At 59.4% G+C, this 6122-nt stretch carries 8 protein-coding genes; 6 read left to right on the forward strand and 2 right to left on the reverse strand.

Annotation, left to right across the window (positions count from 1 at the left end):
- Together LC354_RS25750 and LC354_RS25755 are read right to left on the reverse strand one after the other, a co-directional pair.
- Positions 1-258 (reverse strand): transposase (locus tag LC354_RS25750; RefSeq protein WP_263289429.1); only part of this gene is annotated, 258 nt, incomplete at its 3' end.
- Between the two features lie 93 nt (positions 259-351).
- Positions 352-2181 carry a hypothetical protein gene (locus tag LC354_RS25755; RefSeq protein WP_223428820.1) on the reverse strand — a complete coding sequence of 610 codons (1830 nt, stop codon included), beginning with the start codon at positions 2179-2181 and terminating at the stop codon, positions 352-354.
- A 26-nt stretch (positions 2182-2207) separates the two neighbouring features.
- On the opposite strand from LC354_RS25755, the gene LC354_RS25760 reads away from it, so the two are divergent.
- The 6 genes from LC354_RS25760 to LC354_RS25785 form a co-directional block, all read left to right on the forward strand.
- Complete coding sequence (locus LC354_RS25760) at positions 2208-2660, forward strand: helix-turn-helix domain-containing protein (protein ID WP_223428821.1); 453 nt, start codon at positions 2208-2210, stop codon at positions 2658-2660.
- Positions 2661-2668: 8 nt separating this feature from the next.
- Positions 2669-3577 carry an ImmA/IrrE family metallo-endopeptidase gene (locus LC354_RS25765; protein ID WP_223428822.1) on the forward strand — a complete coding sequence of 303 codons (909 nt, stop codon included), beginning with the start codon at positions 2669-2671 and terminating at the stop codon, positions 3575-3577.
- A gap of 135 nt (positions 3578-3712) precedes the next feature.
- Entirely contained in the window at positions 3713-3991 is a 279-nt protein-coding gene (locus LC354_RS25770; protein WP_223428823.1) for a hypothetical protein, read from the forward strand.
- 34 nt (positions 3992-4025) lie between these two features.
- Positions 4026-4475 (forward strand): DUF2924 domain-containing protein, encoded by a 450-nt coding sequence (locus tag LC354_RS25775; RefSeq protein ID WP_223428824.1) that lies wholly within the window; start codon positions 4026-4028, stop codon positions 4473-4475.
- Positions 4472-5800: a recombinase family protein gene (locus tag LC354_RS25780; RefSeq protein WP_223428825.1), complete on the forward strand. Its 1329-nt coding sequence runs from the start codon at positions 4472-4474 to the stop codon at positions 5798-5800. The genes LC354_RS25775 and LC354_RS25780 overlap by 4 nt, the downstream gene beginning before the upstream one ends.
- On the forward strand, positions 5797-6122 hold a 326-nt coding region (locus LC354_RS25785; RefSeq protein WP_223428826.1), incomplete at its 3' end, for a hypothetical protein. The genes LC354_RS25780 and LC354_RS25785, both read left to right, overlap by 4 nt.

A 6122-nucleotide genomic window follows, 5' to 3' on the forward strand; every position in this document is an offset into this window, starting at 1 on the left:
GACCATCACTGTGTCCACGTTATGCGCGTCGGCGATGGCGTCCATGATCCGGTCCCAGTGGCCCGCATAGCTCCACCGATTGAAGCGGTTGTAGACCGTTGTCGGTGGGCCGTATTCGCTGGGCAGATCGGCCCAAGGGATGCCGGTGCGCAGGACGTAGAAAATGCCGTTGATCACGCGGCGGTCATCTACCCGCTTCTTGCCGCGCGTTTTGTTAGGCAAGACAGCTTTGATGAATTCCCATTCCAGATCGCTCATGTCTGATCGCGCCACTTACATCCTCCCGCCCGTTGTTTGGACGAAATGAATCACAAACCTATGCCATTGAACAGGAATTAATGGGTGTGCTGCCTAGTTACCAACTCCTGCACCGCTGTTGCCATTCCCTTGATTGCCGCCGCTGGTAGAACGCCCATTTCCGTTGCTGTTACCACTGTTGCCATTAGTGTTGCTGGAGTTTCCGTTGCCCTTCTTGCCGCCGGTGGCAGGGTCGCCGGTGCCGCCGCGGGGGCCATTCCCTTGGTTGCCCGCGCTGCCAGAAGCCCCATTTCCGTTGCTGTTGCCACTATTGCCATTAGTGTTGCTGGAGTTTCCATTGCCGTTGCCGCTACCAGAGGTTGGTGGCGTTGGCGCGTCAGGGGTTGGTGGCGTTGGCACGTCAGGGGTTGGTGGCGTTGGCGTGTCAGGGGTCGGTGGTGTTGGCGCGTCAGGGGTTGGTGGCGTTGGCGCGTCAGGGGTCGGTGGTGTTGGCGCGTCAGGGGTTGGTGGCGTTGGCGCGTCAGGGGTCGGTGGCGTTGGCGCGGGGGACAACGAGCCCTCCGATCTTGTTGGGTTTGTCTCAGAATCTCCACGCGATGGTGGTGTTAAACGTCGGTCGCAAGATCCGACATCTGCGCGCAGGGGCTCACGTAGCGAGCTCTGCGAAAGAATGAAGGGAAATCCTCTAACGAGCATGTCTCTCTCTTCTTCGATACCGAGCGGCCGACCCACGTTCCCTTGCGGTGATGTCGCGACAAGCTCGCACCTCCCTCTGACAGTCCGACATCCGCTACTACCGCACATCCTGACATGCGGCATGGTCACGGTCAGCGTCAGGGATTTCCCCCGGCCGCCGCCCGGGCCCGGGTGAAATTTGATTGTGAAGCGCGCACGCGTAATGATCCATTCTGGAGCCACTGTCGTGATCGGTAAAACACCCCCTGCGCCACCGATGTTCAAACCGATCCGCTGTTCGGCCATGTCCCAAATCGACCGGTCCGCGCCCGACATGGATTCGAGCGTGATCCGTTCATTGCGTTCGCCTACTTCCATGAAACGCAATTCTTTCACGGTGACGCCCATGATCCCGTCCTCAAGATCGGTCGGGAAATCGAAAGGCTTCAGCAGCATGCTGAGGTTATATTCACGCAAAGGGATATGTTTTTCATCGAAATCGATCCCGAGAAGGTCGCGCGCCATGAATGAGGTCAGATCCTTTCGGTCGTCCAGCGTATTAGCCACCACCTCGATGACACCAGTGTCGGCCTCATAGGTTAGCGCCGCCTCGAACACCGGCTTCACGATACGGCGCGACAACGTGCTGTTCGCGTCGAAACCAAGCATGTCTTCCGGCCGCCCCTCGCGATAAACTGCGACCTGTACGAGATCGCATTCCTGATCATCGAGGATAACGCGGTGGCGGTCGAAAACGTCGACATGCACATGCGGCGTCGCGAAGCGGTCACGGATCGCCTTGGTGAAAGCAGCAACCGATACTGCATCCCGGCGAACGGCGCGGTCTTTTTCCACTTCAAAGCCGTTCCAGGACCGGCCCCGGCGGCGCTCATCATTGTAGCGGACCTCCTCCGCCTTACGGAACTGGTCCGGTTCATTCAGAAACACCCAAAGCGACCGGTTGTTCGCCCCCTCCAGTGTCCCGAACACTGCCCGGTCAATAACGACATTCTGCAGGGCGTTCTGGCCGGGCTCGTCGGCTAGGGCGGCAACCTGACCGGCATTCATGATAACACGCTGTTTTTCGTCATCACTCATGTCGTCTACAGCCTTGATCAGGGGCTCGACGATCTCCGACTCGGGCTTGGTCCAATCGACCGGCGGGAGGGAAGTGAACCCGGCAGCGGTGAAGTAGTCTTGCAGTCGGATGACAGGGGTTTTTCGGAGGAAGGCGGCGATGGCAGTCATGGGAGCCCTTTCTGGCCAGGAGGAGGATGGAATTGGCGCAAAGCGATACGATGCTGTTCGACATATACCGAACAAACCGCCATGTCTACTTGCGCGGCACGATTTTGTTCGGCATACCGAACAAGCTTCCTGAAACCAAGGAAAACAAGGATGATACGATGACCACGTCCCTCGGCGCCAAGATCAAGCGCCACCGCCAGGAAAAGGGATACTCCCTCGACAAGCTCGCGGACCTGACCGACTCGAGCAAGAGCTATATTTGGGAGTTGGAAAACCGCGACGCACGAAAGCCGTCCGGTGAAAAACTGACCCGGATCGCTCAGGCCCTCGAGGTCACTACCGACTATCTGCTGGACGAAAGCGAGGAACCCGGAGACGCAGTTCTGAAGGAGGCCTTCTTCCGTAAATTCAGCAAGCTCGACCCGGACGACCAGGCGAAGATCAATCAGATGATCGATATGTGGGGAAAGAAGGATTGAGCCTGCCCATGACGCCACAGGGTTGGGCAATCCGCCTTACGCAGATCCTGTCGCTGCATCAGGCGGCTCATGGGCTGCCGCGGTTTCCCATCGATGTGGCGGCGCTGGCGAAGGATTTCTCACGACAGGTTTTTCCGGACGCACCGATCACAATGGTCGGCGGGCTGGAGCTTTCTAAAGGCGTGGAAGGCATGCTGATGCCGCACCCCAACGGATCCGGCGAGTGGGGTATCCTCTACAATGAGACCATCCGCTCGCCGGGGCGGCGGAACTTCACGCTGGCCCATGAACTGGGCCATTACCTATTGCACCGCCAGACCAATCCCAACGGCCTCGAGTGTACCAACCGAAACATGGCCGACTGGGATGAGGGCCGGGACAGGATCGAAGGAGAGGCCAATACCTTTGCCTCCTATCTGCTGATGCCACTCGACGACTTCCGAGCCCAGATCAAGGACCGCCCCATCGACATCGACGTAATGACCGATCTGGCGGACCGCTATGCCGTGTCGCTCACGGCGGCGATCCTGAAATGGATGACCATCACCGACAAGCGGGCGATGATCGTGGTTGGCAAGGAGGGGTTCATCGACTGGGCATGGTCCAGCGAGCCTTTGCTGAAATCCGGCGTCTTCTACAGGGCGCGGCAAACCGTGACCGAGATGCCAGCCGCCTCCTTGGCCGCGCAGGAGGTGGACTGGGATACTGGTCGCCATGGTCACCTCCACCCGGCAGGTGTCTGGTTGGGATCTGAACCCGTCCATGAAATGACGGTGTTCTCGCCCCGCAACGACCAGATGACGATCTCGCTGCTGCTTTATCCTGACCGCGCTCCATCCCGCTGGGAGATGGCCGAGCTGGAAGAAGAACAGACCATCGATACATTCGACAAATTCATGGATGGTCGCTCAGGCTGATTCGGCTCTGTGCTTCCAATTGGCGCCCCCTACGGCCGCACAGTCATTGCGCAGAAATACGCGGCTCTACGCGCAGGTCGATGCTGTCCGCAAATTATTGAATTTCTTGTGATTTTCTGATTTTGCGATACATTCATGGCATCATTCCAATCGCGAAAAGTTGCCATGCCCAGCATCACGTCAGGCCCGGTTTCGGGTCCCAATCCCCTTTGTCCTGAGCGCATGTCAGCGGACGCGCGCCTCGAAGAAATCGCTCGCATTCTGGCAGCTGGCGTCATTCGCCTGAACGCCGAAAACGCCAGTTCTTTATCTGCCGAAGGCGGAGACAGTTTTGTGGACTTCTCGCCCCGAAAGAGCGGTGGTCGTCGTACAAAACGTATCCGCATCGGAGGAATTGATGAAACATCACAATAAGATAACCCCTACAAAACCTGGGCAAGACCGAGCGATGGATCAAACCGTCCTGGCCCGCCTGGCCGCTTTGAAGACCATGTCGGTCAAGGATCTGAAAGCCGAATGGGAAAAGCTCCTCGGTACCTCGGCACCGAACAACAGCCGGGCGTTTCTCGAACTGCGGATCGCCTATCGGCTTCAGGAACTGACCTACGGCGGACCTGACCGTGAGACCCGCCGCATGCTGGATCTGCTTGCCGACGAGGTTGAAGGCCATGCCCGGCGCAAACATCAGATCGCCGATCCCCGCAATCCTGTGGTCGGAACGAAACTCCTGCGCGAATGGGACAGCGCCGAGCATACCGTCACAGTGCTGAAGGACGGCTTTGACTGGCAGGGCCGCAAATACAAATCACTCTCGGCCGTGGCCCGCGCCATCACCGGGACGCGCTGGAATGGGTATCGCTTTTTCGGGCTGCGTGAACGCAAGCAGGAGGAAGCATGATGGACATTAACACCCGCCCCAACCGTCGTCTGCGCTGCGCCATCTACACGCGTAAGTCGACCGAAGAAGGGCTCGAGATGGAGTTCAACACCCTCGACGCGCAGCGAGAGGCCTGTGAGGCCTATATCGCCAGTCAGAAGTCCGAGGGATGGGTGGCCACCCGCGACCGCTATGACGATGGTGGATTTTCTGGCGGCAACCTCGAACGTCCCGGGCTCAAGCAGTTGCTTGCCGACATCGACGATGGTCTGGTCGACGTGGTTGTGGTTTACAAGATCGACCGCCTGTCGCGCTCGCTTATGGACTTTTCCAAGTTGGTCGAGGTCTTTGACCGCAACGGTGTCACCTTCGTGTCGGTCACGCAGTCGTTCAACACCACTACGTCGATGGGGCGGCTCACGCTGAACATCCTGCTCAGCTTCGCCCAGTTCGAACGTGAGGTCATCGGTGAGCGCATCCGCGACAAGGTGGCTGCATCACGCAAGCGCGGGATCTGGATGGGGGGCTATGTGCCCCTCGGCTACGATGTGCAGGATCGCAAACTGTTGGTGAACGACGCAGAGGCCTCATCGGTCCGACGCATCTTCGAACGGTTTGTTGAGCTCGGCTCCGCCACGGTTTTGGCACGCGAACTTCGCCGCGACGGCTTCCGCAACAAGCAGGGAACGCTGATCGACAAAGGCTACCTCTACCGGCTCCTGAACAACCGTGTTTATCGCGGTGAGGCCGTCCACAAGGGCAAGGCCTACCCCGGCGAGCATGACGCCATCATAGACGAGGCGCTCTGGGATCAAGTCCACGCAATCCTCAAGGAAAGCCCGCGCAAACGGGCCAACAACAGCCGTTCGAGGACACCCGCGCTCCTGAAAGGGTTGATCTTCAGCGACACCGGCGCGGCCATGACGCCGACCAGCACGAAAAAAGGCGCGAAGCTTTATCGCTACTATGTGTCGATGGACGTGATCCGGAACCGCGAGACAGGTGAAGAAACCGCGCCAATGCGGCTCGCCGCTGGAATGGTCGAGGATGCTGTCGTGACCGAGGTTCGGCGCATTCTACAGACGCCAGAGGTCGTGTCGCAGGTGCTCGTGGCCCTGAAGACGGAAAATGGCGCAATTTCCGAGGCCGACGCTATCGCAGCACTTCATGATTTCAATGCGCTCTGGGCGCAACTGTTCCCGACCGAGCAGGCACGGATAATCCAGCTTCTCGTCCGGCGCGTCACCGTTACCGCTGCAGGTCTTGAGGTGGACATCCGGCGTGAAGGGATCGCGGGCGTCATCCGTGAGATGGTCGCCCCGCGCAATCTCGAGGCCGCCGAATGACGAACGCCAATGACACGATCCGCGTGCTGATCCCGCTCAACGTGCGCAAGAAGAACGGGCGGCCGAAGATCATGCCGCCCGCCAATTATCTGCCCAGCGAGGACCAGACGCAGGACCCGCATGTCCTCCGCGCCATCGGCCGAGCATGGGGCTGGCGGCGGCGCTTTGAGGCAGGCGAGTTCAGCACGATCCAGGAGCTGGCCGAAGCCGTTGGGCTGGCGGAACGCCATGTCAGCCGCCAGTTGCGGCTGGCGTATCTCGCGCCAGATGTGCTGCGGCGGCTGGTTTATAAACGGGAAGTCGCGGCCGTGACGGTCATGCA

This window comes from Tateyamaria pelophila (assembly GCF_019966495.1).
Taxonomy (GTDB): Bacteria; Pseudomonadota; Alphaproteobacteria; order Rhodobacterales; family Rhodobacteraceae; genus Tateyamaria; species Tateyamaria pelophila.